The sequence below is a fragment of the Pseudomonas sp. 5.2 genome (assembly GCF_059025405.1).
Map to the genome: position 1 here is coordinate 71,814 of NZ_JBYBHH010000009.1, position 26,422 is coordinate 98,235.

Here is a 26,422-nt window from a genome sequence, read left to right on the forward strand (position 1 = left end):
CCCGCGATGACGCCAATCGACGCCAAGCGCCCGCTGCAGCTCAATGATCAGGGCCAGCTGCGCCACTTTCTCTCGCTCGACGGTTTGCCCCGTGAACTGCTGACCGAGATCCTCGACACCGCCGACTCCTTCCTGGAAGTCGGTGCCCGGGCCGTGAAAAAAGTCCCGTTGCTGCGCGGCAAGACCGTCTGCAACGTGTTCTTCGAGAACTCGACCCGTACCCGCACCACTTTCGAACTGGCCGCGCAGCGCCTGTCTGCCGACGTGATCAGCCTCAACGTGTCGACTTCCTCGACCAGCAAGGGCGAAACCCTGTTCGACACCCTGCGCAACCTGGAAGCCATGGCTGCCGACATGTTCGTCGTGCGCCACTCCGATTCGGGCGCCGCGCACTTCATCGCTGAACACGTGTGCCCGGATGTGGCCGTGATCAACGGTGGCGATGGCCGCCATGCGCACCCGACCCAAGGCATGCTCGACATGCTGACCATCCGTCGGCACAAGGGCAGCTTCGAGAACCTGTCTGTCGCCATCGTCGGCGATATCCTGCATTCGCGCGTGGCGCGTTCCGACATGCTCGCGCTCAAGGCGCTGGGCTGCCCGGACATCCGCGTGATCGGCCCGAAAACCCTGATCCCGATCGGCATCGAGCAATACGGCGTAAAGGTCTACACCGACCTCGCCGAAGGCCTGAAAGACGTCGACGTGGTAATCATGCTGCGCCTGCAGCGTGAGCGCATGGCCGGTGGCCTGCTGCCGAGCGAGGGCGAGTTCTACCGCCTGTTCGGCCTGACCACCGCACGCCTGGCCGGTGCCAAGCCCGATGCCATCGTCATGCACCCTGGCCCGATCAACCGCGGTGTAGAGATCGAATCGGCAGTGGCCGACGGCAAGCACTCGGTGATCCTCAACCAGGTGACGTACGGCATCGCCGTGCGCATGGCCGTGCTGTCCATGGCCATGAGCGGGCAAAACGCGCAACGCCAACTCGACCAGGAGAACGCCCTGTGAGCATCAGTATTCTTGGCGCCCGGGTTATCGACCCCAACAGCGGCCTGGACCAGATCACCGACCTGCACCTGGACGGCGGCCGCATTGCCGCCATCGGCGCAGCACCGGCCGGCTTCAGCGCCAGCCGCACGATCCAGGCCGATGGCCTGATTGCAGCGCCTGGCTTGGTCGACCTCGACGTCGCCCTGCGCGAGCCGGGCTACAGCCGCAAAGGCAACATCGCCAGCGAAACCCGCGCCGCCGTGGCCGGCGGTGTGACCAGCCTGTGCTGCCCGCCGCAGACCAAGCCGGTGCTGGACACCTCGGCCGTGGCCGAGCTGATCCTCGACCGGGCCCGCGAAGCCGGCAACAGCAAGGTCTACCCGATCGGCGCCCTGACCAAGGGCCTGGAAGGCGAGCAACTGGCCGAGCTGGTGGCCCTGCGCGACACCGGTTGCGTGGCCTTCGGCAATGGCCTGCAGCAAATCCCCAACAACCGTACCCTGGCCCGTGCCCTGGAGTACGCCGCCACCTTCGACCTGACCGTGGTGTTCCACTCCCAGGACCGCGACCTGTCCCAGGGTGGCCTGGCCCATGAAGGCGCCATGGCCAGCTTCCTCGGCCTGCCGGGCATCCCGGAAACTGCCGAAACCGTGGCCTTGGCGCGCAACCTGCTGCTGGTCGAACAGAGCGGCGTGCGGGCGCACTTCACCCAGATCACCAGCGCCCGCGGCGCGCGCTTGATCGCCCAGGCCCAGGAACTGGGCCTGCCAGTGACCGCCGACGTGGCGCTGTACCAGCTGATTCTCACCGATGAGTCGCTGCGCGAGTTTTCCAGCCTGTACCACGTGCAGCCACCGCTGCGCACCGCCGCCGACCGCGACGGCCTGCGCGCGGCCGTCAAGTCGGGGGTGATCCAGGCGATCTCCAGCCATCACCAGCCGCACGAGCGCGATGCCAAGCTGGCGCCGTTCGGTGCCACGGAGCCTGGTATCAGCAGTGTCGAAGTGCTGCTGCCACTGGCCATGACCCTGGTCGAAGACGGCCTGCTCGACCTGCCGACCTTGCTGGCACGCTTGACCAGCGGCCCGGCTACCGCCATGCGCCTGCCGGCGGGTGAGTTGAAGGTGGGTGGCGCGGCGGACCTGGTGCTGTTCGACCCGAAAGCCTCGACCGTTGCCGGCGAGCAGTGGCTGTCCCGTGGCGAGAACTGCCCGTTCATCGGCCACTGCCTGCCTGGCGCTGTGCGTTATACCTTGGTCGATGGGCACGTCTGCCACGAGGCCTGAGTAACCCCAGGGGCCGCTCTGCGGCCCATTCGCGGGGCAAGCCCGCTCCCACAGGACCTTCGCAATCATCAAAGCAAGCGGAGAACCTGTGGGAGCGGGCTTGCCCCGCGAATGAGCCAGCACAAATGTGCCCGCCAAGCTCAACCATTCATCCCCCCAGGTTGAAATCCTTCCCCCCACCCCCATATGAGTCTGCATCAGGCACTTTCGCCCCGCTGCGTGGAGACTCTCCCCTTGACCACCATCGTTTCTGTCCGCCGTAACGGCAAAGTCGTCATGGGCGGCGACGGCCAGGTTTCCCTCGGCAACACCGTGATGAAAGGCAACGCCAAAAAGGTCCGTCGCCTGTACCACGGCCAGGTCATTGCAGGCTTCGCCGGTGCCACCGCCGATGCCTTCACCCTGTTCGAACGCTTTGAAGGCCAACTGGAGAAACACCAGGGCCACCTTGTCCGTGCCGCCGTCGAGCTGGCCAAGGAATGGCGTACCGACCGCTCCCTGAGCCGCCTGGAGGCCATGCTGGCCGTGGCCAACAAGGATGCATCCTTGATCATTACCGGTAACGGCGATGTGGTCGAACCCGAAGACGGCCTGATCGCCATGGGTTCCGGTGGCGCCTACGCCCAGGCCGCCGCCCGCGCCCTGCTGAACAAGACCGACCTCTCGGCCCGCGAAATTGCCGAGACCGCGCTGAACATCGCCGGTGACATCTGCGTATTCACCAACCACAACCTGACCATCGAGGAGCAGGACCTGGCCGACTGATCAGTTGTTTTGGCGTCCCGCCCAGGGCGGGACTTTCCCACACTGATTGCTCTGCTTGAGGACCATTTTCATCATGTCCATGACCCCCCGCGAAATCGTTCACGAACTCAACCGCCACATCATCGGCCAGGACGACGCCAAGCGCGCCGTGGCCATCGCCCTGCGCAACCGCTGGCGGCGCATGCAGCTGCCGACCGAGCTGCGCGCCGAGGTGACCCCGAAAAACATCCTGATGATCGGCCCGACCGGTGTCGGCAAGACCGAAATCGCTCGTCGCCTGGCCAAGCTGGCCAACGCGCCGTTCATCAAGGTCGAAGCGACCAAGTTCACCGAAGTCGGCTACGTCGGCCGTGATGTCGAATCGATCATCCGCGACCTGGCCGATGCCGCGCTGAAGATGCTCCGCGAGCAGGAAATCATCCGTGTGCGCCACCGCGCCGAAGACGCCGCCGAAGACCGCATCCTCGATGCCCTGCTGCCGCAGGCGCGGGTCACCAGCTTCAGCGAAGAAGCCGCGCAGACCAGCAGCGATTCCAACACCCGCCAGCTGTTCCGCAAGCGCCTGCGCGAAGGCCAGCTGGACGACAAGGAAATCGAGATCGAAGTGGCTGACGCCGTAGGTGTCGAAATCGCCGCGCCGCCTGGCATGGAAGAGATGACCAACCAGCTGCAGAGCCTGTTCGCCAACATGGGCAAGGGCAAGCGCAAGGCGCGCAAGCTCAAGGTCAAAGAAGCGCTGAAGATGGTCCGCGAAGAAGAAGCGGGCCGCCTGGTCAACGAAGAAGAACTCAAGGCCAAGGCCCTGGAAGCTGTTGAACAGCACGGTATCGTCTTCATCGACGAAATCGACAAAGTGGCCAAGCGTGGCAATGTCGGCGGCGCCGATGTGTCCCGCGAAGGTGTCCAGCGCGACCTGCTGCCGTTGATCGAAGGCTGCACCGTCAACACCAAGCTGGGCATGGTCAAAACCGACCACATCCTGTTCATTGCCTCGGGTGCGTTCCACCTGAGCAAGCCAAGCGACCTGGTGCCTGAGCTGCAGGGCCGCCTGCCGATCCGTGTCGAACTCAAGGCACTGACCCCAGAAGACTTCGAGCGCATCCTGCAGGAGCCGCACGCTTCGCTGACCGAGCAGTACCAGGCACTGCTGAAAACCGAAGGGCTGAACATCGAGTTCCTCACCGACGGTATCAAGCGCTTGGCCGAGATCGCCTACCAGGTCAACGAGAAAACCGAGAACATCGGTGCCCGCCGCCTGCACACCCTGCTCGAGCGCCTGCTCGAAGAGGTGTCGTTCAGTGCCGGTGACCTGGCCAGCACCCACGATGAAACGCCGATCCAGATCGATGCGGGTTATGTGAACAGCCACCTGGGTGAGCTGGCGCAGAACGAAGACCTGTCGCGCTATATCCTGTAAGACCGTATGGGGCCGCTTTGCGGCCCATTCGCGGCACAAGGCCGCTCCTACACTGAATGCAGCGGTGTACCTGTAGGAGCGGCCTTGTGCCGCGAATGGGCTGCAACGCAGCCCCAATCAAGCTTGAATCCCTCACGCAGAAGCTGGAAGCTTGCAGCATCAGCTCCCGAGAGATTCAGCCCATGGCCCGCCTGCCCACCGCCATCAACCTGCACAAAGCCTCCAAGACCTTGAGCCTTACCTACGGCCCCAACGAGGTCTACCACCTGCCCGCCGAATTCCTGCGCGTGCACTCCCCTTCCGCCGAGGTCCAGGGCCACGGCAACCCCATCCTGCAAGTTGGCAAGGTCAACGTCGGCCTCGCTGGCCTCGAACCCGCCGGCCAATATGCACTGAAATTGACCTTCGACGACGGCCATGACAGCGGCCTGTTCACCTGGGAGTACCTCGAGCAACTGTGCCTGCGCCAGGAACAGCTGTGGGCCGAGTACCTCGACGAGCTGCACAAGGCCGGAAAATCCCGCGATCCGGCCGAATCGGTCGTGAAACTCATGCTCTAGCGCAAGCCCTCGAACGTTTAGAGCGCATTTTCTAATCTCATCTGCTTGAATGCCCCTACAGGCAGCTCAGTGACGGGCTGTCTTGCGCATTACATGAAAGTCGGGTAACCAATGGAGCTGGCAAGTTCCCTGCATCGCCTTGAAGGCAATCAGGGCCTGGCCGGTATGTAGAGGTCGCGAGCGAAAGCAGGCTGTCTTCACACGCAGAATTCCCCGCAGCTCATCGCCGAATGCATCCGGCCCGCAGCACCGCTGTTCCTTATCACTGGTCACCCGAGTAGCAGTACCGGGCTCTGGACTGTGCAAGCGCCACAGGCAACCGGTACTCGTCTCTGGACAACGGAGCGTCGCAGATGAGTAACAAGAACAACGATGAGTTGCAGCGGCAGGCCTCGGAGAACACCCTGGGGCTGAACCCGGTCATCGGCATCCGCCGCAAGGACCTGTTGAGCTCGGCACGCACCGTGCTGCGCCAGGCCGTGCGCCAACCTTTGCACAGCGCCAAGCACGTGGCGCACTTCGGCCTGGAGCTGAAGAACGTGCTGCTGGGCAAATCCAGCCTCACCCCCGAAAGCGACGACCGCCGCTTCAACGATCCGGCCTGGAGCAACAACCCCCTTTACCGCCGCTACCTGCAAACCTACCTGGCCTGGCGCAAGGAGCTGCAGGAGTGGATCGGCAACAGCGACCTGTCACCCCAGGACATCAGCCGCGGGCAGTTCGTCATCAACCTGATGACCGAAGCCATGGCGCCGACCAACACCTTGTCCAACCCGGCCGCGGTCAAGCGCTTCTTCGAAACCGGTGGCAAAAGCCTGCTCGATGGCCTGTCCAACCTGGCCAAGGACGTGGTCAACAACGGTGGCATGCCCAGCCAGGTGAACATGGACGCCTTCGAAGTGGGCAAGAACCTGGGCACCAGCGACGGCGCCGTGGTGTTCCGCAACGACGTGCTGGAGCTGATCCAGTACAGCCCCATCACCGAACAGGTGCATGCGCGGCCACTGCTGGTGGTGCCGCCGCAGATCAACAAGTTCTACGTGTTCGACCTGAGCCCGGAAAAAAGCCTGGCGCGCTTCTGCCTGCGCTCACAACAGCAGACCTTCATCATCAGTTGGCGCAACCCGACCAAGGCCCAGCGCGAGTGGGGCCTGTCGACCTACATCGATGCGCTCAAGGAAGCGGTCGATGCCGTGCTGGCGATTACCGGCAGCAAAGACCTGAACATGCTCGGCGCCTGCTCTGGCGGCATCACCTGCACCGCGCTGGTGGGCCATTACGCCGCCCTGGGCGAAAACAAGGTCAATGCCCTGACCCTGCTGGTCAGCGTGCTGGACACCACCATGGACACCCAGGTCGCGCTGTTCGTCGATGAACAGACCCTCGAAGCCGCCAAGCGCCACTCCTACCAGGCCGGCGTGCTCGAAGGCAGCGAGATGGCCAAGGTGTTCGCCTGGATGCGCCCCAATGACCTGATCTGGAACTACTGGGTCAACAACTACCTGCTCGGCAACGAGCCGCCGGTGTTCGACATCCTGTTCTGGAACAACGACACCACGCGCCTGCCGGCTGGTTTCCATGGCGACCTGATCGAGATGTTCAAAAGCAACCCACTGACCCGCCCCGGTGCACTGGAAGTGTGCGGCACGCCGATCGACCTGAAGCAGGTCACCTGCGACATCTACAGCCTCGCCGGCACCAACGACCACATCACTCCGTGGCCGTCCTGCTACCGCTCGGCGCACCTGTTTGGCGGCAAGATCGAGTTCGTGCTGTCCAACAGCGGCCACATCCAGAGCATCCTCAACCCACCGGGCAACCCCAAGGCGCGCTTCATGACCGGCGCCGATCGCCCGGGCGACCCCGTGGCCTGGCAGGAGAACGCGACCAAGCATGCCGACTCCTGGTGGCTGCATTGGCAAAACTGGCTGGGCGAACGTGCCGGCGACCTGAAAAAAGCGCCAACCCGGCTGGGCAACCGCGCCTATGCCGCTGGCGAGGCATCTCCGGGCACTTACGTTCACGAACGTTGAGTTGCAGCGCCGTGGCCACCTGCGGGTGGGCCACGGTGTTCACTTCACCACAGAGCCACGCGCATGCCGTCACCCTATATCTTCAGGACCGTCGAACTGGACAACCAGTCCATCCGCACTGCCGTGCGCCCGGGCAAGCCGCACCTGACGCCGCTGCTGATCTTCAACGGCATCGGCGCCAACCTGGAGCTGGTGTTTCCGTTCATCGAAGCGCTGGACCCGGACCTGGAAGTCATCGCCTTCGACGTACCGGGCGTAGGCGGCTCGTCGACGCCACGCCAGCCCTATCGTTTTCCGGGGCTGGCCAAGCTCACGGCACGCATGCTCGATTACCTCGACTACGGCCAGGTGAATGTGATCGGCGTGTCGTGGGGCGGCGCCCTGGCGCAGCAGTTTGCCCACGACTACCCCGAGCGCTGCAAGAAGCTGGTGCTGGCGGCCACGGCTGCCGGCGCGGTGATGGTGCCGGGCAAGCCCAAGGTGCTGTGGATGATGGCCAGCCCCCGGCGCTATATCCAGCCTTCGCATGTCATCCGCATCGCCCCGCTGATCTACGGCGGTGGCTTTCGCCGCGACCCGGACCTGGCCATGCGACACGCAGCCAAGGTGCGCTCCGGCGGCAAGCTGGGCTATTACTGGCAACTGTTCGCCGGGCTTGGCTGGACCAGCATTCACTGGCTGCACAAGATCCAGCAGCCCACCCTGGTACTGGCTGGCGATGACGACCCGTTGATCCCGCTGATCAACATGCGCCTGCTGGCCTGGCGGATTCCCAATGCCCAGCTACACATTATCGACGACGGCCATCTGTTTCTGATCACCCGGGCCGAGGCCGTCGCCCCGATCATCATGAAGTTCCTCCAGCAAGAGCGTCAGCGCGCGGTCATGCATCCGCGCCCGGCTTCGGGCGTGTAGGGGCGGGTTCGCCCGCGACGGGGCCAGCAGGCGCCAAGGGTCAAGACGAGGGAGTGTTGCCATGAAAGACAAACCGGCCAAAGGAACGCCAACGCTTCCCGCCACCAGCATGAACGTGCAGAACGCCATCCTCGGCCTGCGCGGTCGCGACCTGATTTCCACATTGCGCAGTGTCGGCCGTCATGGCTTGCGCAACCCGCTGCATACCGCCCGCCACCTGCTGGCCCTGAGCGGCCAGCTGGGCCGCGTGATGCTCGGCGATACCCCTTACCAGCCGAGCCCGCGAGACACCCGCTTCAGCGACCCGACCTGGAGCCAGAACCCGTTCTACCGGCGCGGCCTGCAAGCCTACCTGGCCTGGCAAAAGCAGACCCGCCTGTGGATCGATGAAAGCCACCTGGACGACGATGACCGCGCCCGCGCGCAGTTTCTGTTCACGCTGATCAACGATGCCCTGGCGCCCAGCAATTCGCTGCTCAACCCACTGGCCGTGAAGGAGCTGCTCAACACCGGCGGGCAAAGCCTGGTGCGTGGCGTGGCGCACTTGCTTGACGACTTGCGCCACAACGATGGCTTGCCTCGCCAGGTAGACGAACGCGCCTTCGAGGTGGGTGGCAACGTCGCGGCAACCCCCGGCGCCGTGGTGTTTCGCAACGAACTGCTGGAGTTGATCCAGTACCAGCCGATGAGCGAGAAACAGCACGCCCGCCCACTGCTGGTGGTGCCGCCGCAGATCAACAAGTTCTATATCTTCGACCTCAGCTCGACCAACAGCTTTGTCCAGTACATGCTCAAGAACGGCCTGCAGGTGTTCATGGTCAGTTGGCGCAACCCCGACCCACGGCACCGCGAGTGGGGGCTGTCGAGCTACGTTCAGGCCCTGGAAGAAGCGCTTAACGCGTGCCGCAGCATCAGTGGCAACCGCGACCCCAACCTGATGGGCGCCTGCGCTGGCGGCCTGACCATGGCAGCGCTGCAAGGCCACCTGCAAGCCAAGCACCAGTTGCGCCGAGTGCGCAGCGCCACGTACCTGGTCAGCCTGCTGGACAGCAAGTTCGAAAGCCCCGCCAGCCTGTTCGCCGACGAGCAGACGATCGAGGCGGCCAAGCGCCGCTCGTACCAGCGCGGCGTGCTGGACGGCGCCGAGGTGGCGCGGATCTTCGCCTGGATGCGGCCCAATGACTTGATCTGGAACTACTGGGTCAACAACTACCTGCTCGGCAAGACCCCGCCCGCCTTCGACATCCTCTACTGGAACGCCGACAGCACACGCCTGCCGGCGGCGCTGCATGGCGACCTGCTGGACTTCTTCAAGCACAACCCGCTGACCCACCCGGCAGGCCTTGAAGTGTGTGGCACGCCCATCGACCTTAAGCAGGTCGACCTCGACAGTTTCACCGTGGCCGGCAGCAACGACCACATTACCCCGTGGGATGCCGTGTACCGCTCAGCCATGCTGCTGGGCGGCGACCGACGCTTCGTGCTGGCCAACAGCGGGCATATCCAGAGCATCATCAACCCACCTGGCAACCCCAAGGCCTACTACCTGGCCAACCCGAAGCTGTCCAGCGACCCGCGTGCCTGGTTCCACGACGCGCAGCGCAGCGAAGGCAGTTGGTGGCCGTTGTGGCTGGAGTGGGTCACCCCGCGCTCCGGCCCGCTGAAAGCGCCACGCACCACGCTTGGCAATGCCACCTATCCGCCGCTGGGCCCTGCGCCAGGCACCTATGTCCTGACCCGATGAGCACACCGCCCGGATGAAGACCCGCGACCGTATCCTTGAATGCGCCCTGCAGCTGTTCAACCAGCAAGGCGAACCGAATGTCTCGACCTTGGAGATCGCCAACGAACTGGGCATCAGCCCTGGCAACCTGTACTACCACTTCCATGGCAAGGAACCGGTGGTACTGGGCCTGTTCGAGCGTTTCGAAGAAGCGCTGATGCCGCTGCTCGACCCACCGCTTGAAGTGCGCCTGGAGGCCGAGGACTACTGGTTGTTCCTGCACTTGATCGTCGAGCGCATGGCGCAGTACCGCTTCCTGTTCCAGGACCTGTCCAACCTGACCGGGCGCCTGCCGAAGCTGGCCCGCGGCATGCGCAGCCTGATCAACGCACTGAAGCGAACCCTTGCCGCGTTGCTGGCCAGCCTCAAGGGCCAGGGGCAGGTGGTGAGCGAAACTCAGGCGCTGGGGCAGTTGGTGGAGCAGATCACCCTGACACTGATGTTCTCGCTGGATTACCAGCGCGTGCTGGGGCGGGAGGGGGATGTGGGGATCGTGGTGTACCAGGTGATGATGCTGGTGGCGCCGCATCTGCAGGCCCAGGCCCGGGCGGCGGCGGAGCAGTTGGCGGTGCGGTATCTGGAGGGGTAGTTTGCTGGACTGGTGGGAGCAACTGTCGTGTGGTGCTTGTTCCGGCCTCATCGCTGGCAAGCCAGCTCCCACAGGTACGGCGCTAGCCTTGGAGGCTGCACAGTTCGGGTGGGAGCGGGCTTGCCCGCGAAGAAGGCGACGCGGTTAGATCAGGGTACCGGTACCGGTCGCTGCCGACGGTGTGCTGCTGGCCGGTGCCGCACTTGGCGCTGGCGCTGCAGCTGTAGCAGTCGGAGCCGGTGCCGCACTGGCCGCAGGTGCTGCCGGTTTGGCGGCGGCCGGTTTGGCCGGGGCCTTCTTCACTGCCGGTTTCTTCGCCGCTGCAGGCTTGGCCGCAACAGGCTTGGCAGCAGGTTTGGCCGCAGGCTTGGCAGCAGCGGTTTTTGCAGCAGGTTTAGCCGCAGGTTTTGCCGCAGCCGCTTTGGCCGCCGGCTTGGCTGCTGCGGTTTTCGCAGCAGGTTTGGCAGGCGCCTTGGCCAGTGGTTTGGCAGCGGCTTTGCTCGCAGCCGCCTTGGAGATCGGTGTGACCGAGGCACCGGTCAGTTTCTCGATCTGCTTGGTCAGGCTGTCCACTTGCTGGTGCAGCGCCTTGATCTCATTGCGGCTTGGTACGCCCAGGCGCGAGATGGCGCTGTTCAGGCGCTTGTCGAAGGCTTCTTCAAGCTCGCTCCACTTGCCCAGCGCGCGATCTTTCACGCCGGACACGCGCGACGTGGTCGACGCCTTGGCGCTATCAGCCACGTCTTCAGCGGTCTTCTTCGCCTGCTTCTCGGCCTTCTCGCCGTCCTTCACCAGCGTATCGAACAGCTTCGGGCCGTCCTGGTCGATCTTCGAATAGATCCCCAGGCCCGCCAGCCAGATCTTGCGGGAGTACTTCTCGATCCCGCCGACCCAGGAGCTGCTTTCTTTGTCGGAATTCTTTTTGCCAGCCATCCTGCTCTCCTTATGGTTTGTGCGCGACGCGCTCAAGCAGCTCGTGCAGCTGTTCAAGCTTGATGGACAACGCCTCAACGTCATGTTTAGACGGAATGCCAAGGCGATTCAAGGCGCGACCAACCCGTGCGTCGAAAGCTTTTTCGATCTTGTCGAGTTGAACTTCGACCTTGCCGCGTACGCGGCTGACTTCCTGGGTCGCTTCATCCAGCTGGTTGTTGGCCGCATCGAGCTCTTTGTCGATGCGCTTCTTGCCACGTTTTTCAACGCCTTCGCCGGCTTTGACCAGCTCGTTGAAATACTCGGAACCTTCCTGGCCGACGCGGGCATAGGCACCGATACCTGCCAGCCAGATCTTGCGCGCATAACCGCGCACTTCGCCCAGGGTGCCTGGAGCGTCGTCCTTTTTCTTCACATTCACTTTGGCCATGCTCTGTACCTCATGCTCATGAGTGGAGAGGAACTGCCCATGGAGGTTGGGCTTGAGCATAAGGTAGGGAAGAAAATTAGAAACCTCACCCTAAGCTCACGCGGCATAGGGGGCCAAACATGTACCGCCGCCGCCGCAGGCATCGGCGCTAGCGTGCGAGCATTCCCGCCACCGGAGCTCACACCTCATGCCTGCGTCCCCACCCTTGCAGCCCACCACGTTCAAGCAACGGGTAGCCAGCCAATTCGCCCAACGCCCCACGCTGCGCGAGGTGGTTGCCAAGGCCGGTTTGACGATCCTGGCCAACCGCTACCCCTGGATCACCCGCAACCACCCGCAGTTGCAGTCCCTCGAGCCCTTCACGCTCATCCACGGCGCAGGCAAGCAACCGGCACAGGTCCCCCTGGTAAATACGCTGCTCGACCATTTTCTGTCGGGCAAAGGCATGGCCCTCACGCGCACAGACGTGCTCAGCATCGCGCCGCCCCTGCCCTTTCTGCCGCAGGCGGCAGGTGTCGGCCCGAACGCTCAGCCCGAAGTCAGCCTGAACATGGACAACCTCAACCGCGACTTCGACGAACTGCTGGCGGCCCTGACCGAAGCCTTTCAGCAGGCACAGATTGGTTTCTGGGCTGCAAGCGACGCCACATCGGGCCTGTCCCATGTGCACAGTTTGGCGCAGACCTTGAAAGCCGCCCTGCTGCTAGGCGTGGAACGGCAGGGCTTGTCCGAACCGGCGAAAGCCGTGCTGTATGGTGTGATCAACGGCACGGCCAGCGCGCTGGCGATCAACCGGCTGCAGGTCACCCTCGATGAGCATCCACCCCTGGTCTTACCGGACCTGTTGATCATCGCCGAAGCCGGGATGGTGCTGTGGTGTAAACCTTCAGGCGCGGTACGCAGCTACGTTGACCTTGCGGCCTTCGCCGAGGCCCTTCGCGACACACTGGCGCAGCAGTATCAATTCGACACGCTGCGCTGGGCACAGCAACCACTGAACACAGACCCGTTCGCGTTCCAGTCCACTGAACTACTCAATGGCATCCTCGACAGGGTCGGCCGCCTGCGGTTGTCCACGCTCACCAGCGTCCACGCGCTTGAGAAGGCCTTCAGCACCTTGAGCGACCCTTCGTCCAACTTCCTGGGCCTGCCCCTGCCAAGCACCGAGCAGCCACTGCTAAGCCTGCCCACCTGGCTTAATCAAGCAGACAGCACCGGCCACCTGCTGTACGCCGAAGCCCTGCTGGAGCTCGCCGCCAGCCAGGCGCACGCCCAGGGCAGGACGTCGTTCGACGCAATAGAAACCCTGGGCCGCTATGCCGCTCGCCGGCTGCGCGAACAGATGCATGCGGACTTCCCAGCCGAAACACCGCAAGACCCCGACCAGCTGCTTGTGCAGATCTCGGTGGTGGTACCGCTGTCGTCGTCCGGCCCCGCGCAATTGAACTACCTGAAAAGCATGACCCTGACGGAACTGGCCATTGCACGCCTGCACACGGGCAGCGACGAAGTGGCGTCCGGCCTGCTCGACACCCACGCACGGCCTCTGGGCAGCTGGCTGAACCTGGATTACGTCAACCGCTTGATCTCGACTGTGGATGTCGGCGGGCGTTACCCCGCTTATGTCGCCCACCAACTGCAAGACGCCACGCTCAAGTCCAGCCGCCTCCAGCGCCATGCCACGGAATGGCGCAGCACCCTGCAGTTCGCCGCGCTCAGGGCCAGGATCGAAGCCAAGCTCAGCGCACAGGCCTGCCAGGCAATCGTCGATTTCTGCCGTGCCAATCAAGCGTCACCTGATGCGCTCAGCATTGCGCCACTGGCGTTTCTGCCTGCACCGGGTGCCTCTGAAGGCAACACGGTGCACGGCATGTTCCTGATCAAGGTAAAGGCCAACCAGCGCTGGGTCCTGTATCGCCCCCTGTTCGCGGATGACGCCGTGGCGGAGTTTGCCAGCCTGGACAGCCTGATGGCGCAGATACGGGCTGATCAGGCGTTGCAGCAACAGCTGCTGGCCTGGATGGATGACGACGCCAGGGGCATCTACCAGCACGGCGGATTCGAACGTCCGCACCTGCATAGCCGCCTGTCGGCCCTGGCGCACTTGATTGGCACGCAGTCGGCGTTGGTAGACACCCTGGTGGAACGCCTCAGGGTCCCTGTTACAGCCGTTCACACACCTTGGCTGGAAGATTTGGACAACCACCTCTACAACGCACGCATTCAGACAATGCTACTGCTGGCCTCCCGGCAGAGCCGCTCGAATGCGCAACAGCGCTGGGCCTTGATCGTGCAGTGCGGCTGGGTCGTGTTCAACACGGTCACGCCCCTGCTGCGTGGCCCTGCGGCCATGCTGGCCTGGCTGGTCGCCGCCGTGGCAACGCTCAAGGATGACCTGCCCGCCCTGTCCGATGGCAGCGCGGAAGAACAGGCCTTGGCAGCGGCAGATGTGCTGACCAACCTGGCCCTGTTGTTGATGCAGGGCCCCACAGCCGCAACGCATGCGGGGGTCAGCTCGGCAGCGGCGGACGCCATGGCCCTGGAGGGCCCCGCCCGCAGAACGCCCTCCACGCCGGTTACCGTTGAGGTACCCAAGACAGCGGACTGGGTCGCCCCCCACCAGGCGCAACGCCCCGGCCACGTCAGTGTGAGCCGTTGGCACAACAGCCAGCGGGTGGGCAATTTGCCCTCCCACGCCCGCCAGCGCCTGGGTGAACTGCGCGCAGGCGTTTCCCTGCAAGGCCATGCCGCTGAAACACAAGGCCGCCTACGCGGGTTGTACACGGTGCAAGAGCGGCTCTACGTGAACCTGCAGGACGTGGCCTACGAGGTGCAGGAAACCTGGGGCGGAATCCAGATCATCGGCCCGGACACCAGCCAGGGCGAATGGCACACACGTTGGGGCGGCGCGCCCGACGGCTACTACATTGTCGGGCGCGAACGCAGCAAAGGCCCTTGGCTGCGGCGCTGGAATGACGAATGGGTCCTGGACTTGCACTTGGCCGGCGGCATGCCAAAAACCCGAGAAGCCGTCACCGCGCAGAATCGCCAGCACTACGATGCACTGCAAGCGACCGGTCAAGCCAACCAGGACAAACTGACCCAGCTCGAGCCCTTCATGGAGCGTAACCGCATCGAGCTTGAAGCCTTTGACGACGAGGCGGCCGCGTTCAGCCTGGCGTTCAATGCGTTGCCCAAACCCGACGTCAAGGCACTTCCACCGGCACTCCGAGTGCAGCGCCAGGCAGTGCTGGAAATGCGCAGGCAGCACGTGCCGCAGATCGCCGCGGGGTCGCTGTACCTGGAGAAGCAGGCCAGCTTGCTGCATGCCAACGCCGACCTCTACCGGCAGATGCTCGAGCCTCGCTACCTGAAGTACGACCGTTCGGGCGCCACTGCACGCCGGCTCAGCAACTGGACAGAAGCCGCCATCGACAATGACATGCTGCTGGTGCGGCGCCTGCTCGAACTGGTCGACCACGAACACTTGCAGGAGCAATCAGTGGGCTTGCGTGGGGTGCCTGACAGTGATGAGCAGAGGGGCCGACACGCTGCATTTCGCGAATCGACCCGAGACGCGCTGAAGGTCAGCCGCCGCCTGCTCGTGGTCAGCGAGCGGCTGGATAAAACGCTTTCCGACGTGCTCAGCGATACCCGCGTCGCCTATCCAGACAAGAAAGCCAAAATCGAACGCGCCATCAAGCTGCGCCCTTACTCGTCGTTGATCGTCCGCGCACAGATTGTCAGCGACCTGGCTTACCTGACACTGGACAAGACCCTGCTCACTGCCGAAGCGGCCATTGACCTGCTGCCCTTGCAAAACAGCCTGAGCGACACGGACCTGTCAGCAGCGCTGTGGAGCCACGATGGCGTTGCCTCTGCCAGCCTGCCTGCCGACCAACAAGCGGAGGTGCTGGGCAACGCCCTGCGCGTTTACCGGGCAGTCATTGGCAGGGCCAGGTACATGCAATCGTTCACTGCACCCGCCGTGGATACAACGATGCTGCAGGCCTACATCGAGGCGATGACGGGCCTGGAACGCCTGGCAGAAACCGACTTGAGCACCGCCTTGATGAATGCCGAACAGGGCTCATCGCCCCCTGCGCGACAGCTGACCCACCGTGTAAGGGCCGGCAAACGCACCCTGATCCGAACCTCCCGAGGGCGCTCGGTGCTGGTCGAGCGGGACCTGGAAGGCGATCATGCCGTTCAGCGCAACCCGGCCACCGAGCAACCTGGGGGCGCCTATGAGCGGCGCAATGGCCAATGGTTCGAAGTCCCAGGCGAGGAGCGCCCCGCCGCGCAAGACACCGCCCAGCTGCGCAGTCGCGCGCAACACCTGCTGGCGCAAGTGAGTGACCGGGTCGCGCTGGCAGCGCGCTACGCGAACGAGCCGAACAGCCTGGCCGACCTCATGGATTGGCAGATCGAGGACATGCGCAAGGTCGAGCAGCACGTAAGCGCCGCCGATGACCGGGCGTCCGAAGGCCTGGCCAGCCAACTGCGCGATGCCATCGCCTCGCTGAACACCGAAAAACGCCGACTGCTCACCGACGCCTACCTCAACACCCGCCACCCGGACAGCAATGCGTTACGTTACCTGTATCAGCAACAGCGGATCGAGATCGCCCTGAGCACATCGCGTAAGCCGCTGCGCACCGCCAACGACTACCTGGACGTCTACCAGATCAAGGACGTGCAGGTGCCCAATGCGGTGCTGTGGGAAGCTCACTTCCACTACCGCAGCGCCGACGCGGCGCCCCGCACCTTCGTCAAAGGCCACCTGAAGCACTGGGAGCCGCGCCCCGCGCGTGCCAGCAGGGCCGAAAAGGCGCGCGAGGTCAGGCTAGAGCACGCCCATACAGCGGCTGAACGGATCGACATCTACCGCGGCGACCTGCGCCTGGACCAGATAGAGGGCATCATCCCCTTTCCGGCCCACTGACGGGCCGGTCAACAGCACAGCCCTGGTGTCAGGCCAGGGCTTTGTCCAGTGCCCGCTCGATTTCGCTCTTGATGCTAGCGCCCATGATCGACAGCATCATGCCGAGCTTAAGCTCGACGCGGATGGTGTCTTCGCCAATCTGCACGCTGCCGTTGGCGCCGCTGCGCGCGACGTCGACGCGGTCGCCGTTCCAGGTGGCCTTGAGGTCATATTCGCGGCTGAGCTTTTCTACCAGCGCCTCGGCCTTGGCGCGGGCAGCCTCGCGGCCGAGGGAATGTTTGCGTTCGACGCTGATCTGGGTCATGCGGGTGATCCTGGGTATGAAGACATAATCAGCATTATGCCCGCCCCTGCCCCCTGGCACACCCCGCCAAGACAAATCCGCCCATTCGCCCTAGAATGGCGGTAATTTTTTCCGGTGAAGCGATATGAACGACCAGCGCAAAGGCGAACACGCCGAACCCACCACCCATTTTGGCTACACGGACGTACCGGAGAGCCAGAAAGCGAAGAAAGTCGCCGAGGTGTTCCACTCCGTGGCCGCCAAGTACGACCTGATGAACGACGTGCTTTCCGGCGGCATGCACCGCCTGTGGAAGCGCTTCACCATCGAGCTGTCGGGCGTGCGCAGCGGCAACCGCGTGCTGGACATCGCCGGCGGTACCGGGGACCTGGCCGCCAAGTTCTCGCGCCTTGTTGGCCCGACCGGGCAGGTAGTGCTCGCCGACATCAACGATTCGATGCTCAAGGTAGGCCGTGACCGCCTGCTCGACCGTGGCGTGGCCGGCAACATCGAGTTCGTCCAGGCCGACGCCGAAAAGCTGCCGTTCCCGGACAACCACTTCGACTGCGTGACCATCGCCTTCGGCCTGCGCAACGTCACCCACAAAGACGAAGCCATTCGCTCGATGCTGCGCGTGCTCAAGCCCGGCGGCCGCCTGTTGATCCTGGAATTCTCCAAGCCGACCAACAAGCTGATGTCCAAGGCCTATGACGCCTACTCGTTCGCCTTCATGCCACTGGCCGGCAAGCTGATCACCAACGACTCGGAAAGCTACCGCTACCTGGCCGAATCGATCCGCATGCACCCCGACCAGGAAACCCTCAAGGCCATGATGGTCGACGCCGGCTTCGACCGCGTCACCTACCACAACATGACCAGCGGTATCGTCGCCGTGCACCGGGGAATCAAGCCCTGATGCTGCTGGCCGGGCTGCTCGCCAGCGTCGAACATGGCCTGAACCGCGTCCTGCGCATGGACAGCACGGCGCTGCCGCGGCTGGCCGCGCTCGAAGGCAAGGTCATCGAGATCGATTGCCGTCAGCCGGCCCTGCAGGTGTTCATCCTGCCCGATGAAGACGGCCTGATGCTGGCCGCGCACTGGGAGGGCGAGGTCGACTGCAGCCTGCGCGCCCCTGCCGGCAGCCTGGCGCAACTGGCCCTGGCCAAGGACAAGACCGCCGTGCTGCACAGCCCGCAGGTCGAACTGCATGGCGACAGCGCTGTGTTGCTCGACCTGTTCGGCGTGCTGCAAGACCTCGAACTGGACTGGGAGCACGAGCTGCAGCGCTGGCTCGGCCCGGTGGCCACGGCGTTGCTGGCCGGCCACATTCGCCTGCGCGCGCGCTGGACCCGCCAAGGCCTGACGCGCTTCAGCCAGAACCTCTCCGAGTACCTGGCCGAAGAGTCGCGCACCCTGGTGGGCAAACGCGAAGCCGAAGCCGCCTTCAGCGAGCTCGATGCCCTGAAGGTCGATATAGAACGCCTCGAGGCGCGCCTGCAGCGCCTCTCCCGATCCCTTGATACCAGCGATAACGCATGAAGCTGCTCGCCGTCCGCCGTCTCTTTCGCATCCAGCGTGTGGTGATCCGCTACCGTCTCGATGACCTGTTGTTCGACCTGCCCCTGCCCTGGTGGCTGATGAGCCTGCGCCTGCTGATGCCTTGGCGCTGGCTGCCGCGCAAGCCCTCCGCGCTCAGCCGCGGTGCGCGCCTGCGCCTGGCGCTGCAGGACCTGGGGCCGATTTTCATCAAGTTCGGTCAACTGCTGTCCACCCGCCGCGACCTGCTGCCCACCGACATCGCCGACGAACTGATGGGGCTGCAAGACCGCGTGCCGCCGTTCGACCCGAAACAGGCCGTGGCGTTGATCGAAGAACAGCTCGGCGCCAAGGTTGGCGAGGTGTTCAGCCGCTTCGACGTCGAGCCACTGGCCTCGGCCTCGGTGGCCCAGGTACACGCCGCCCGCCTGAAAAGCGGCGAAGAAGTCGTGGTCAAGGTGGTCCGCCCGGGCCTCAAGCCGGTCATCGCTCAAGACCTGGCCTGGTTGTTCCTGATCGCCAAGGGCGCCGAGCGGGTGTCTGCCGACGCCCGCCGCCTGCACCCGGTGGAGGTGGTCAACGACTACGAAAAGACCATCTACGACGAACTCGACCTGCTTCGCGAGGCGGCCAACGCCAGCCAACTGCGGCGCAACTTCGAAGGCTCCGAGCTGATGTACGTGCCCCAGGTGTACTGGGACCTGTGCCGGCCCAAGGTGCTGGTGATGGAGCGTATCTACGGCGTGCCGGTCACCGACATGGCGACCCTGGCCGACCAGCGCACCGACATGAAGCTGCTGGCCGAACGGGGTGTGGAGGTGTTCTTCACCCAGGTATTCCGCGACAGCTTCTTCCATGCCGACATGCACCCCGGCAACATCTTCGTCAGCACGGTCAAGCCGTGGAGCCCGCAGTACATCGCCATCGACTGCGGCATCGTCGGCAGCCTCACGTCGGAAGACCAGGACTACCTGGCGCGCAACCTGTTTGCCTTCTTCAAGCGTGACTACCGCCGCGTTGCGCAACTGCACATCGATTCGGGTTGGGTGCCGGCGCACACCAAGGTCAACGAATTCGAGGCGGCGATCCGTACGGTGTGCGAGCCGATCTTCGAAAAACCGTTGAAAGATATTTCCTTCGGCCAGGTGCTGATGCGCCTGTTCCAGACCGCCCGGCGCTTCAACATGGAAGTCCAGCCTCAGCTGGTGCTGCTGCAGAAGACCTTGCTCAACATCGAAGGCCTCGGCCGTCAGCTCTACCCGGACCTGGACCTGTGGAGCACCGCCAAGCCATTCCTGGAACGCTGGATGCGCGAGCGCTACAGCCCCAAGGCCATGGTCGGCAACCTGTACAGCCAGGCCGAGCAGTTGCCGCACCTGGCCGGCATGACCCGCGACCTGCTCGAACGCCTGTCGCAACCGCACCTGCACGACCCGCAGATGCCCGAGCGCCGCCGCCAAGGTGACCGCTGGGCGCTGCGCCTGCTGGGCGCCGGCTTGCTGGGGGGTGGCGCGGTGCTGGCCGCCGGCGCCGCCGAGGCCGCCAGCCTGGCCGCTCCGGCCGCTTGGCCAGCTTGGCTGATGCTGGCCGCCGGCCTTTACCTGATCGTGCGCCAATAGCCAGCCGGCCCGCTGGCTGGCACACTAGCGCAAAGGGCCCGGCACAGGAGCGGGCCCGTTTTGGAGTGGACGATGAAAGACTGGCTGGACGAGATCAAGTGGAACAGCGATGGCCTGGTACCGGCCATTGCCCAGGACCACAAGACCGGACGCGTGCTGATGATGGCCTGGATGAACCGCGAGTCCCTGGCCCTGACCGCCGCCGAGCAACGCGCCATCTACTGGTCGCGCTCGCGTGGCAAGCTGTGGCGCAAGGGCGAGGAATCTGGCCATGTGCAAAAACTGCACGAAATGCGCCTGGACTGTGATGCCGACGTGATCATCCTGATGGTCGAGCAACTGGGCCATATCGCCTGCCATACCGGCCGCGAAAGCTGCTTCTACCGCGTCTTCGAAGACGGCCAGTGGAAAACCGTCGACCCGGTCCTGAAAGACCCGGACGCCATTTATAGCGCAGGACACTGACATGAGCGACACCCTCAACCGCCTGGCCGAAGTGCTGGAACAACGCAAGCACGCGGCACCCGACAGCTCCTACGTGGCAAGCCTGCATCACAAGGGCTTGAACAAGATCCTCGAAAAGCTCGGCGAAGAGTCTATCGAAACGATCATCGCCGCCAAGGACGCCGCTGTCAGCAAGGATTACAGCGATGTCATCTATGAAACCGCCGACCTGTGGTTTCATAGCTTGGTCATGCTCAGCGCGTTGGGGCAACACCCACAGGCCGTGCTCGATGAACTGGAGCGCCGTTTCGGGCTTTCCGGGCATGACGAGAAGGCTGCGCGTCAACCTTCCGCCTGACTGTATAGAATTCTAGGAGAGCAACATGGGTATCTTTGACTGGAAACATTGGATTGTCCTGCTGGTCGTCGTCGTTTTGGTGTTCGGCACCAAGAAGCTGAAAAACCTCGGCAGCGACCTCGGCGAGTCGATCAAAGGCTTCCGCAAGGCCATGAACGACGAAGAAAACAAGCCGGCCGAGCAGACCCCGCCGCCTGCCCAGCCCGTGCCACCAGTGCAGAACACTGCACAACAGCCTCAGGGCCACACCATCGAAGGCCAGGCCCAGCCGGTCCAAGAGCCGCAGCGGAAAGACTGACCCATGTTCGGCATCAGTTTCAGTGAGTTGCTGCTGGTAGGCCTCGTCGCCTTGCTGGTGCTCGGCCCCGAGCGCCTGCCCGGCGCCGCGCGCACGGCAGGGCTGTGGATCGGCCGCCTCAAGCGCAGCTTCAACAGCATCAAGATGGAAGTCGAGCGCGAGATCGGCGCCGACGATATCCGTCGCCAGCTGCACAACGAGCACATCCTGCAAATGGAAGAGCAAGCCCGGCGCATCCTCAACCCGCAGACGCCACCGGTGCAGCCCCCTGTCACCACGGCCACGGTGCAGCCGCCTGCTGGGCTCGAAGCCACGCCAGACGCTACGCCGGCCGCCCCAACAGCGCCGGCTGCCCCCTCTGAACCGCCACAACCGCCGCGAGCCCCATGAGCGAAAATCCGGAACACGACCAGCCCATGCCGCTGGTCTCGCACCTGACTGAACTGCGCACCCGCCTGTTGCGCTGTGTCGCCGTCATCTTCCTGATCTTTGCCGGGTTGTTCTCTTTCGCCCAGCAGATCTACACCCTGGTGTCCGCGCCGCTGCGCGACCACCTGCCGGCCAATGCAACGATGATCGCCACCGACGTGGCCTCGCCGTTCCTCACGCCGTTCAAGCTGACCATGATCGTTTCGCTGTTCCTGGCGATCCCGTTCATCCTTCAGCAGATCTGGGGCTTTATCGCACCTGGGCTGTATCGCCACGAAAAACGCATCGCCATACCGCTGCTGGTGTCGAGCATCTTCCTGTTCTACGCCGGCATGGCCTTCGCCTATTTCCTGGTGTTCCCGCTGATTTTCGGCTTCTTCGCCAGCGCCACGCCCGAGGGTGTGTCGATGATGACCGACATCGCCAGCTACCTCGACTTCGTCATGACCCTGTTCTTCGCCTTTGGCGTCGCCTTCGAGATCCCGGTCGCCGTGGTGCTGCTGGTGTGGATCGGCGTGGTCGACGTGAAGTACCTGAAGAAGGTCCGCCCCTACGTGATCATCGGCTGCTTCGTGGTCGGCATGGTCCTGACCCCGCCAGACATCTTCTCGCAGACCCTGCTGGCCGTGCCCATGTGGCTGTTGTTCGAGGTCGGCGTGCTGTGTGGCAGCCTGATCCGCAAGCGCGGTGCGCACGATGAAGCGGCCAACGACCACAACGACCAGCCGCCAGCGACGCAACCGTGAACCTGCTGCTACTCGAAGAAGCCGATTTCATCGCGGCCGACCGCGTGGTGCTGGCCGACCGGCGTTTCACCCACATGCAGGAGATCCACAAGGTCGCGGTGGGCGATAGCCTGCGCGTCGGCCAGGTCAACGGCTTGATGGGCCGCGCCACCGTGGTGCGCCTGGAAGGCCATGAGGCAGAACTGCAGGTCGGCTTCGACCAGCCACCGCCCGCCAAGCTGCCGCTGACCCTGGTGCTGGCCGTGCCACGGCCAAAAATGCTGCGCAGGCTGTTCCAGACCATCGCCACACTGGGTGTACCACGCCTGATCCTGGTGAACAGCTACAAGGTCGAGAAGAGCTTCTGGCAAACGCCATTTCTGAACCCGGACAGCATTCGTGAAAACCTCATCCTGGGCCTGGAGCAGGCACGCGACACCGTGCTGCCCGAGGTGATCATCGAGAAGCGCTTCAAGCCCTTCGTCGAAGACCGCCTGCCCGCCATTGCCGAAGGCACGTTGGGCCTGGTGGGCCACCCGGGCCCCTACCCCGCCTGCCCGCGCGCCGTCGAACAAACGGTGACCCTGGCCATTGGCCCCGAGGGCGGCTGGATCCCCTACGAGGTCGAGCTGCTGGGCAAGGCTGGCCTGGCACCGGTGCAACTGGGCGAACGCATCCTGCGCGTGGAGACTGCCGTTACCGCGCTGCTGTCGCGCATTTTCTGACGCATCAGTCAGTCTTTTCCCCCCATCAAGTTTCTCTCTCCCAGGCCGATGCCTTGGCAACACAATAATTATCCGTGCTGCCAAGTTACCGGAGAGTCGAACATGTACCGATGGTTAGCCCACTCGCTGGGGAACGTAAGCGTCAATCGCAAGCTAGGGCTGGGCTTTGGCCTGGTATTGCTCCTGACCCTGGCCATTACCCTGACCGGCTGGCACGGCCTGGACAGCGTCATCGACCGCGGTGACAAGCTGGGCAATATTTCGGTGATCCAGCAGTACACCCAGGAACTGCGCATCGCGCGCCAGCATTACCAGCGCAACCGCGATGACGCCGCTGTCGCCGAGCTGGAAAAGGCCCTGGTCAACCTCGATCGCCAGGTGACGTTGATGCTGGGCCAGATCGACCACCCTGCCGACCGTCAGCACCTCGAACAACAACGCGAGGCGGTGCGCATCTACCAACAAGCGTTCAACGACCTGAAGCAGGCCGGCCAGCGCCGCGAGGCCAGCCGCAGTGTGCTCGGCGACAGTGCCGACAAGGCCGTCGAGCTGGTCGGCCGCGTGCAGCAGGGCCTGCTGAAGGGGGGCGATATTGCCCAATACCAGCATGCGGTCGAGGTAAGCGCGCTGCTGCAACAGGCGCGCTTCCAGGTCCGCGGTTACACCTACAGCGGCAACGCCGAGTTCCAGCAGACCGCACTGAAGGCCATCGACGCAGCCCTGGCCGAACTCAAGGCACTGCCCGCCAAGGTGCCGGCAGAGCATGCCGCCAGCCTCGACGACGCCGCTACCGCCATGGCCGGCTACCGTGATGCGGTCAACCAGTTCAGCAACGCGCAGACGGCCAGCGAGCAAGCGCTGCAACACATGGCCGACCAAGGCACGGTGTTGCTGCAAGCCAGCCAGGCGATGACCACGTCGCAAACCGCAGTGCGCGACGCTAGCGCTACCCAGGCCAAAACCCTGCTCGCCGCCGCCACCGCCTTGGCCTTGGCCCTGGGCCTGCTGGCGGCCTGGGCGATCACCCGGCAGATCATCATCCCGCTGCGCCAGACCCTCAGCGCTGCCGAGCGCGTGGCCAATGGCGACCTGAGCCAAGACCTGCAGGTGCAGCGCCGCGACGAGCTGGGCCAACTGCAGGCCAGCATGCAGCGCATGACCCAAGGCTTGCGCGAACTGATCGGCGGCATCGGCGACGGCGTCACGCAGATCGCCAGCGCTGCCGAAGAGCTGTCGGCGGTAACCGAGCAGACCAGCGCCGGGGTCAACAACCAGAAGGTCGAGACCGACCAGGTGGCGACGGCCATGAACCAAATGACCGCCACCGTGCACGAGGTGGCGCGTAGCGCCGAGCAGGCCTCGGAAGCGGCCCTGATGGCCGACCAGCAGGCCCGCGAGGGCGACCGGGTGGTGGGCGAAGCGGTGGCGCAGATCGAACGCCTGGCCTGCGAAGTGGCCAACTCCAGCGAAGCGATGAACCAGCTCAAGGCTGAGAGCGACAAGATCGGCAGCGTCCTCGATGTGATCAAGTCGGTGGCCCAGCAAACCAACCTGCTGGCCCTTAACGCGGCAATCGAAGCGGCACGCGCAGGTGAAGCCGGGCGGGGCTTTGCCGTGGTGGCCGACGAAGTGCGCAGCCTGGCCCAGCGCACGCAACAGTCGACCGAAGAAATCGAAGAGTTGATTGCCGGCCTGCAAAGCGGTACCCAGCGCGTGACCAGCGTGATGGATAACAGCCGCCAGCTGACCGACAGCAGCGTAGAACTGACCCGCCGCGCAGGCGGCTCGCTAGAGACCATCACCCGGACCGTGTCGTCGATCCAGGCGATGAACCAGCAAATTGCCACGGCGGCAGAGGAACAGACGGCCGTGGCCGAGGAGATCAACCGCAGCGTGATGAATGTGCGGGACATCTCTGACCAGACGTCGGCGGCCAGTGAAGAGACGGCCAGTTCCAGTGTCGAGTTGGCGCGGTTGGGTACGCACCTGCAAGGGTTGGTCGGACGGTTCCGGCTCTGATCAGGGATTTTCGGCGCGTGTGCCGGCCTCTTCGCGGGTAAACCCGCTCCTACAGGTAAAGCGCTACCCCTGTGGGAGCGGGTTCACCCGCGAAGAGGCCGCCACAGGCAGAGCCTTCCTACCAGTTACAGCGAAATTTCCTACCTGATTTTCAGGTCAAGTCCTACACCTCCGCTGCCGATGGGCAGGAGTGTCATGCCGGCATTGTGCCCGCACGACCTCTCTCAAATGGACGGAGAATCACCATGCTCGGTTACCTTAACCGCAGGCTCGGCAACATCGGTGTCGGCGCCAAGCTCGCCCTCGGCTTCGCCGTGGTCTTGCTGCTTACCCTGGCCACCACCCTCAGCGGTTGGCGCGCGCTGGATGGCGCCATCAGCCGTTCGGAGCAACTCAGCGAAATCGGCCTGATCAACGACCTGGTCAAAGACCTTCGCGCAGAGCGCATCACCTACCGCGTGCTCAGTGATGACGCCAGCAAGTCGCGTATCGTGCGCATCCTCGATCAGCTGGAAGGCATGCTGACTACCCTGCAGCAGCGCAGCAACGTCGATGACTCACGCCAGATGCTCACCCAGAAACTGCAGTTGCTGCAGCGTGTGCGCGACGACTTCGCTGAACTGCAACGCCTGGTCGGCCAACGCCAAGCGCGGCGCGACGCGATGCAGGCACAGGAACAGAAACTCAACGACGTCATCGATGAGCTGCAGACCCAGGCTTTGCTGAAGATGCCCGACGATAGCCGGCAAAGCGGCCTATTGGGCCTGATGGACACCCTTAGCCGTCACGTCGACGTTGCCAACCAGCAGAGCCTGGTGCCGGCGTATACCTTCTCGCCCGTCGAAGACTTCGCCAAGGTCGGTGATGCTGCCTTGAATGCCGCCGACAGCAGCCTGGGGCAGTTGCTCAAGGACCTTGCGCCCTTGGGCCTGTCGCGCACATTGACCGAACAACCCGGCACCGAACTGGCCAACTACCGCGCCAGCCTGGACCAGTACCGCAGCGTCGCCATACGGGTCGAGCAGTTGCAAGGCAACATGGAAAAGATGGGCGATGAACTCAGCGCCGTGAGCGTGGAGCTGGGCGAGCGCAAAGTCGAACAACGCGACAGCGAGGCCCTGGCCGCCCGCTCGTTGCTGACCAGCGTGGCCGTACTGGCGCTGCTGGTCGGCGTGCTCGCCGCCTGGCTGATCACCTTGCAGATCACCCAACCGCTGCGCCAGACGCTGACCTTGGCCGCCCGTATCGCCAAGGGCGACCTGAGCCAGGTCGAGCCGGTGCTGCGCCGCGATGAGATGGGCCAGTTGCAGTCCAGCATGCGCGACATGACCGTAAGC

The 26,422-nt window shown here is 64.1% G+C and carries 23 protein-coding genes and 2 pseudogenes; 22 read left to right on the forward strand and 3 right to left on the reverse strand.

Going from position 1 to position 26,422, the window contains the following annotated elements; all coding sequences use genetic code 11:
* Window positions 1-6 precede the first annotated feature (6 nt).
* The 9 genes from AC5PZ0_RS15460 to AC5PZ0_RS15500 all read left to right on the forward strand — a co-directional run bounded on the left by AC5PZ0_RS15460 (window position 7) and on the right by AC5PZ0_RS15500 (window position 10,341).
* On the forward strand, window positions 7-1,011 hold the full coding sequence (locus AC5PZ0_RS15460; RefSeq protein WP_027592428.1) for an aspartate carbamoyltransferase catalytic subunit: 1,005 nt from the start codon (window positions 7-9) through the stop codon (window positions 1,009-1,011).
* Window positions 1,008-2,279, forward strand: coding sequence for a dihydroorotase (locus AC5PZ0_RS15465; RefSeq protein WP_493855293.1), 1,272 nt, complete (start codon window positions 1,008-1,010; stop codon window positions 2,277-2,279). Before AC5PZ0_RS15460 ends, AC5PZ0_RS15465 begins: the two co-directional genes overlap by 4 nt.
* A gap of 234 nt (window positions 2,280-2,513) precedes the next feature.
* Window positions 2,514-3,044 (forward strand): ATP-dependent protease subunit HslV, encoded by a 531-nt coding sequence (gene hslV, locus AC5PZ0_RS15470; RefSeq protein ID WP_003249309.1) that lies wholly within the window; start codon window positions 2,514-2,516, stop codon window positions 3,042-3,044.
* Between the two features lie 73 nt (window positions 3,045-3,117).
* Complete coding sequence (gene hslU, locus AC5PZ0_RS15475; RefSeq protein ID WP_099430637.1) at window positions 3,118-4,461, forward strand: ATP-dependent protease ATPase subunit HslU; 1,344 nt, start codon at window positions 3,118-3,120, stop codon at window positions 4,459-4,461.
* 182 nt (window positions 4,462-4,643) lie between these two features.
* Window positions 4,644-5,021, forward strand: coding sequence for a gamma-butyrobetaine hydroxylase family protein (locus AC5PZ0_RS15480; protein WP_099430638.1), 378 nt, complete (start codon window positions 4,644-4,646; stop codon window positions 5,019-5,021).
* 353 nt (window positions 5,022-5,374) lie between these two features.
* Entirely contained in the window at window positions 5,375-7,054 is a 1,680-nt protein-coding gene (gene phaC / locus AC5PZ0_RS15485; RefSeq protein ID WP_099430639.1) for a class II poly(R)-hydroxyalkanoic acid synthase, read from the forward strand.
* A gap of 63 nt (window positions 7,055-7,117) precedes the next feature.
* Window positions 7,118-7,969 carry a poly(3-hydroxyalkanoate) depolymerase gene (gene phaZ, locus AC5PZ0_RS15490; protein WP_099430640.1) on the forward strand — a complete coding sequence of 284 codons (852 nt, stop codon included), beginning with the start codon at window positions 7,118-7,120 and terminating at the stop codon, window positions 7,967-7,969.
* A gap of 61 nt (window positions 7,970-8,030) precedes the next feature.
* Complete coding sequence (gene phaC / locus AC5PZ0_RS15495; protein ID WP_099430641.1) at window positions 8,031-9,713, forward strand: class II poly(R)-hydroxyalkanoic acid synthase; 1,683 nt, start codon at window positions 8,031-8,033, stop codon at window positions 9,711-9,713.
* Between the two features lie 13 nt (window positions 9,714-9,726).
* Window positions 9,727-10,341, forward strand: coding sequence for a TetR/AcrR family transcriptional regulator (locus AC5PZ0_RS15500; RefSeq protein ID WP_027592421.1), 615 nt, complete (start codon window positions 9,727-9,729; stop codon window positions 10,339-10,341).
* Between the two features lie 144 nt (window positions 10,342-10,485).
* On the opposite strand, the gene AC5PZ0_RS15505 is transcribed toward AC5PZ0_RS15500, so the two are convergent.
* Both AC5PZ0_RS15505 and AC5PZ0_RS15510 read right to left on the reverse strand, forming a co-directional pair.
* A complete protein-coding gene (locus AC5PZ0_RS15505; protein WP_099430642.1) occupies window positions 10,486-11,274 on the reverse strand; it encodes a phasin family protein in 789 nt (262 codons plus the stop codon).
* Between the two features lie 10 nt (window positions 11,275-11,284).
* Entirely contained in the window at window positions 11,285-11,704 is a 420-nt protein-coding gene (locus AC5PZ0_RS15510; RefSeq protein ID WP_027592419.1) for a phasin family protein, read from the reverse strand.
* A gap of 187 nt (window positions 11,705-11,891) precedes the next feature.
* Between AC5PZ0_RS15510 and AC5PZ0_RS15515 the strand changes: the two genes are divergently transcribed.
* Window positions 11,892-16,649, forward strand: a complete 4,758-nt coding sequence (locus AC5PZ0_RS15515) for a hypothetical protein (protein ID WP_493855294.1) — start codon at window positions 11,892-11,894, stop codon at window positions 16,647-16,649.
* A gap of 28 nt (window positions 16,650-16,677) precedes the next feature.
* Here AC5PZ0_RS15515 and AC5PZ0_RS15520 read toward each other — a convergent pair whose 3' ends face one another.
* Window positions 16,678-16,953 carry a polyhydroxyalkanoic acid system family protein gene (locus tag AC5PZ0_RS15520; protein ID WP_027592417.1) on the reverse strand — a complete coding sequence of 92 codons (276 nt, stop codon included), beginning with the start codon at window positions 16,951-16,953 and terminating at the stop codon, window positions 16,678-16,680.
* A gap of 124 nt (window positions 16,954-17,077) precedes the next feature.
* On the opposite strand from AC5PZ0_RS15520, the gene ubiE reads away from it, so the two are divergent.
* The 12 genes and pseudogenes from ubiE to AC5PZ0_RS15580 form a co-directional block, all read left to right on the forward strand.
* Window positions 17,078-17,848, forward strand: a complete 771-nt coding sequence (gene ubiE, locus AC5PZ0_RS15525) for a bifunctional demethylmenaquinone methyltransferase/2-methoxy-6-polyprenyl-1,4-benzoquinol methylase UbiE (RefSeq protein WP_274882863.1) — start codon at window positions 17,078-17,080, stop codon at window positions 17,846-17,848.
* Window positions 17,848-18,471 (forward strand): ubiquinone biosynthesis accessory factor UbiJ, encoded by a 624-nt coding sequence (locus tag AC5PZ0_RS15530; RefSeq protein ID WP_274882862.1) that lies wholly within the window; start codon window positions 17,848-17,850, stop codon window positions 18,469-18,471. Before ubiE ends, AC5PZ0_RS15530 begins: the two co-directional genes overlap by 1 nt.
* The gene (ubiB, locus tag AC5PZ0_RS15535) at window positions 18,468-20,087 is read left to right on the forward strand and encodes a ubiquinone biosynthesis regulatory protein kinase UbiB (protein ID WP_099430646.1); all 1,620 of its coding nucleotides are present in this window, start codon (window positions 18,468-18,470) and stop codon (window positions 20,085-20,087) included. The genes AC5PZ0_RS15530 and ubiB overlap by 4 nt, the downstream gene beginning before the upstream one ends.
* 72 nt (window positions 20,088-20,159) lie before the next feature.
* Window positions 20,160-20,552, forward strand: a complete 393-nt coding sequence (gene hisI / locus AC5PZ0_RS15540) for a phosphoribosyl-AMP cyclohydrolase (RefSeq protein ID WP_027592414.1) — start codon at window positions 20,160-20,162, stop codon at window positions 20,550-20,552.
* Window position 20,553: 1 nt separating this feature from the next.
* Window positions 20,554-20,889, forward strand: a complete 336-nt coding sequence (locus tag AC5PZ0_RS15545; RefSeq protein ID WP_099430647.1) for a phosphoribosyl-ATP diphosphatase — start codon at window positions 20,554-20,556, stop codon at window positions 20,887-20,889.
* A gap of 25 nt (window positions 20,890-20,914) precedes the next feature.
* A complete protein-coding gene (locus tag AC5PZ0_RS15550; protein ID WP_099430648.1) occupies window positions 20,915-21,187 on the forward strand; it encodes a twin-arginine translocase TatA/TatE family subunit in 273 nt (90 codons plus the stop codon).
* Window positions 21,188-21,190: 3 nt separating this feature from the next.
* Entirely contained in the window at window positions 21,191-21,577 is a 387-nt protein-coding gene (tatB, locus tag AC5PZ0_RS15555; protein WP_027592412.1) for a Sec-independent protein translocase protein TatB, read from the forward strand.
* Window positions 21,574-22,362 carry a twin-arginine translocase subunit TatC gene (gene tatC, locus AC5PZ0_RS15560; protein ID WP_027592411.1) on the forward strand — a complete coding sequence of 263 codons (789 nt, stop codon included), beginning with the start codon at window positions 21,574-21,576 and terminating at the stop codon, window positions 22,360-22,362. Before tatB ends, tatC begins: the two co-directional genes overlap by 4 nt.
* Window positions 22,359-23,066: a 16S rRNA (uracil(1498)-N(3))-methyltransferase gene (locus AC5PZ0_RS15565; protein ID WP_099430649.1), complete on the forward strand. Its 708-nt coding sequence runs from the start codon at window positions 22,359-22,361 to the stop codon at window positions 23,064-23,066. The genes tatC and AC5PZ0_RS15565 overlap by 4 nt, the downstream gene beginning before the upstream one ends.
* Window positions 23,067-23,168: 102 nt before the next feature.
* Window positions 23,169-24,230 (forward strand): annotated as a pseudogene (locus tag AC5PZ0_RS15570) (methyl-accepting chemotaxis protein); the annotation flags it as partial.
* A 141-nt stretch (window positions 24,231-24,371) separates the two neighbouring features.
* A complete protein-coding gene (locus AC5PZ0_RS15575) occupies window positions 24,372-25,085 on the forward strand; it encodes a methyl-accepting chemotaxis protein (RefSeq protein ID WP_493855327.1) in 714 nt (237 codons plus the stop codon).
* A 245-nt stretch (window positions 25,086-25,330) separates the two neighbouring features.
* Window positions 25,331-26,371, forward strand: a pseudogene (locus tag AC5PZ0_RS15580) (methyl-accepting chemotaxis protein); the annotation flags it as partial.
* Window positions 26,372-26,422: the final 51 nt, after the last annotated feature.

Coding starts and splice junctions, on each gene's coding strand:
- AC5PZ0_RS15515 (WP_493855294.1), top strand. CDS start 11,892: ATGCCTGCGTCCCCACCCTTGCAGCCCACCACGTTCAAGCAACGGGTA.
- ubiB (WP_099430646.1), top strand. CDS start 18,468: ATGAAGCTGCTCGCCGTCCGCCGTCTCTTTCGCATCCAGCGTGTGGTG.
- phaC (WP_099430639.1), top strand. CDS start 5,375: ATGAGTAACAAGAACAACGATGAGTTGCAGCGGCAGGCCTCGGAGAAC.
- AC5PZ0_RS15510 (WP_027592419.1), bottom strand. CDS start 11,704: ATGGCCAAAGTGAATGTGAAGAAAAAGGACGACGCTCCAGGCACCCTG.
- AC5PZ0_RS15575 (WP_493855327.1), top strand. CDS start 24,372: ATGAACCAAATGACCGCCACCGTGCACGAGGTGGCGCGTAGCGCCGAG.
- AC5PZ0_RS15480 (WP_099430638.1), top strand. CDS start 4,644: ATGGCCCGCCTGCCCACCGCCATCAACCTGCACAAAGCCTCCAAGACC.
- phaC (WP_099430641.1), top strand. CDS start 8,031: ATGAAAGACAAACCGGCCAAAGGAACGCCAACGCTTCCCGCCACCAGC.
- tatB (WP_027592412.1), top strand. CDS start 21,191: ATGTTCGGCATCAGTTTCAGTGAGTTGCTGCTGGTAGGCCTCGTCGCC.
- AC5PZ0_RS15520 (WP_027592417.1), bottom strand. CDS start 16,953: ATGACCCAGATCAGCGTCGAACGCAAACATTCCCTCGGCCGCGAGGCT.
- tatC (WP_027592411.1), top strand. CDS start 21,574: ATGAGCGAAAATCCGGAACACGACCAGCCCATGCCGCTGGTCTCGCAC.
- AC5PZ0_RS15505 (WP_099430642.1), bottom strand. CDS start 11,274: ATGGCTGGCAAAAAGAATTCCGACAAAGAAAGCAGCTCCTGGGTCGGC.
- AC5PZ0_RS15500 (WP_027592421.1), top strand. CDS start 9,727: ATGAAGACCCGCGACCGTATCCTTGAATGCGCCCTGCAGCTGTTCAAC.
- hisI (WP_027592414.1), top strand. CDS start 20,160: ATGAAAGACTGGCTGGACGAGATCAAGTGGAACAGCGATGGCCTGGTA.
- AC5PZ0_RS15550 (WP_099430648.1), top strand. CDS start 20,915: ATGGGTATCTTTGACTGGAAACATTGGATTGTCCTGCTGGTCGTCGTC.
- AC5PZ0_RS15545 (WP_099430647.1), top strand. CDS start 20,554: ATGAGCGACACCCTCAACCGCCTGGCCGAAGTGCTGGAACAACGCAAG.
- AC5PZ0_RS15460 (WP_027592428.1), top strand. CDS start 7: ATGACGCCAATCGACGCCAAGCGCCCGCTGCAGCTCAATGATCAGGGC.
- ubiE (WP_274882863.1), top strand. CDS start 17,078: ATGAACGACCAGCGCAAAGGCGAACACGCCGAACCCACCACCCATTTT.
- phaZ (WP_099430640.1), top strand. CDS start 7,118: ATGCCGTCACCCTATATCTTCAGGACCGTCGAACTGGACAACCAGTCC.
- hslU (WP_099430637.1), top strand. CDS start 3,118: ATGTCCATGACCCCCCGCGAAATCGTTCACGAACTCAACCGCCACATC.
- AC5PZ0_RS15530 (WP_274882862.1), top strand. CDS start 17,848: ATGCTGCTGGCCGGGCTGCTCGCCAGCGTCGAACATGGCCTGAACCGC.